Annotated in this window: 2 protein-coding genes; both read right to left on the reverse strand. The window is 71.7% G+C overall.

Features of this window, described 5'->3' with window-relative positions; translation table 11 throughout:
• Positions 1-1,003, reverse strand: a 1,003-nt coding sequence (locus tag QK444_RS35980) for a hypothetical protein (RefSeq protein WP_282786548.1), incomplete at its 3' end; no start/stop codon positions are given.
• 343 nt (positions 1,004-1,346) lie between these two features.
• Positions 1,347-1,819 (reverse strand): NlpC/P60 family protein (locus QK444_RS35985; RefSeq protein WP_282786550.1); only part of this gene is annotated, 473 nt, incomplete at its 5' end.

Below are 1,819 nucleotides of genomic sequence, written 5' to 3' on the forward strand. Positions count from 1 at the left end.
CCGCCGTCCGCGCGACGATCCACGATCGCCAGCGGGCGAGGAAACCCTCGCGAGGGGTCCCCAGAGTGTCGCGCAGGATGTCGTCCACGGCCGCGACGTTCTTGGGACCCGTCGCGAGGGAGCGATACAGGTTCACCAGTGTGGGATCGCCGAATTCGTCGGCGATGAAAGCGCAGGCGGACCACGCCTGTTCATAGGCCGACGCGGCCTGTCCGCTGCCCGGCGCGAAGACCGCGTCCGCGGGCAGGTCGCGCGGCAGCTCCCCGGCACGGGCCCGCGCGGCCAGGGTGGGCGCGATCTCGGCGGCGGTCCGGTCTCCGCCGCGATGTGCCGCGTATTCGGCGAAACCCTCGAGCATCCACTGCGGTGACCCGTCCACGGTCACCGCGCGCGTGGCGATATGGGTGAGTTCGTGCCGGAGCACCGAGCGCAGCCCGTCGGGGCCGAGGCGATCCCCGGACTGCGGTCCGAACACCACCCGCTGCCCGGTGGGTCGGCTCCCGGGCCGGAACGGATCGGCGACGGTCACCGCGGCCACCTCGGCGGGCACCTCGCCCACGGTGTTCGTGAGTCCGGCGAATTCCGATGGGCTGGTGGCGATCACCACCACCGGAGCGCGTGACCAGTCGGTTCCCCAGAGCGCGGTCACGGCCGCGGTGGCGTCGTCGAGTTCGGCCGCCAGGATGTCGATGGCATCCCGCTGCGCCGGATGTCCGAGCACGATCCCGGCCTGCCCGTCCCGGAGCGCGACGGTCTCGCTGACCACCTCCCCGTAGGACGCCATCGTCCGCCGCACCCGCTCCAGTTGCGGATCGACGACCACACTCGACTGCGGCGTCGCGGCGGGCGGCGTACCCGCCCGCAGTTTCGGCACCACCGTCGTAGGCAGCAGCAGCAACACACCGCAGGTCCCGGTCAGCGCCATCACCATGACGAGCGTGACGACGAACTGGAACCGCCGCCGCGTACCCAGCCACCCCCGCAACCCCCGCAGCGCGCTCATGCTGCGTTCTTTCCCGCAGGAGCGGGGCGCTGCGTCGTGACACCCCCACTGCCGCCTCCACACCCGACCGCTCATGCCGTGCCCTTTCCCGCATGAGCGGAGTGCCGCGTGGTGAGGCCCCACTGCCGCCTCCGCGCCGGGGCGCTCATGCCGCGTCCTTTCGGGCATGAGCGGGGGTGGCGTGGCATCGCCCGATTGCCGCCTCCGCGCACGTCCCCCGTGCCGCGTGTGCCCCGGCGGCCCGCCTGACCTCTCGCGCCGACTCTCTCCTCCGGACACGAGCGAGGCCCTGCGTGATCACCCGCCGCTGCCTCCACACCTGAATGCCCATGCCCGCCTCGTATCAGTAGCGTCGCGCCGAATGGAAGGGTGTGGAGCCCATCGGGGCGACCGCTACCGGCACGCCGAAGGTGGAGGCGTGCAGCATCAGACCGTTGCCCGCGTAGATGCCCACATGTGACACCTCAGGGTAGAAGAACACCACGTCCCCGGGCTGCAGATCGGCCTGCGCCACCGGCGTGCCGAACTGCGACTGCTGCTGGCTGGTGCGCGGCACGTTCTTGCCGACCTGCTTGAACGCCCACTGCACCAGGCCGGAGCAGTCGAACTGGTCGGGACCGACCGCACCCCAGACATAGGGCGCGCCGACTCGGGTGAGTCCGGCGGCCAGCGCACTGGTGCCGCTGCCGGGTACCAGTCCGCGCAGCAGGGTGTCGCGGTCGAAGCCGGGCGGGAACATGGATCCGGCGAGGGCGGACTTGTCGCTGGCCGACAGCTGCCCCCAGGCGGCGATGACCTGCGCGATGGATCCCTGGA

This window comes from Nocardia sp. CC201C, assembly GCF_030010695.1.
In the GTDB taxonomy this organism is placed as follows: domain Bacteria; phylum Actinomycetota; class Actinomycetes; order Mycobacteriales; family Mycobacteriaceae; genus Nocardia; species Nocardia otitidiscaviarum.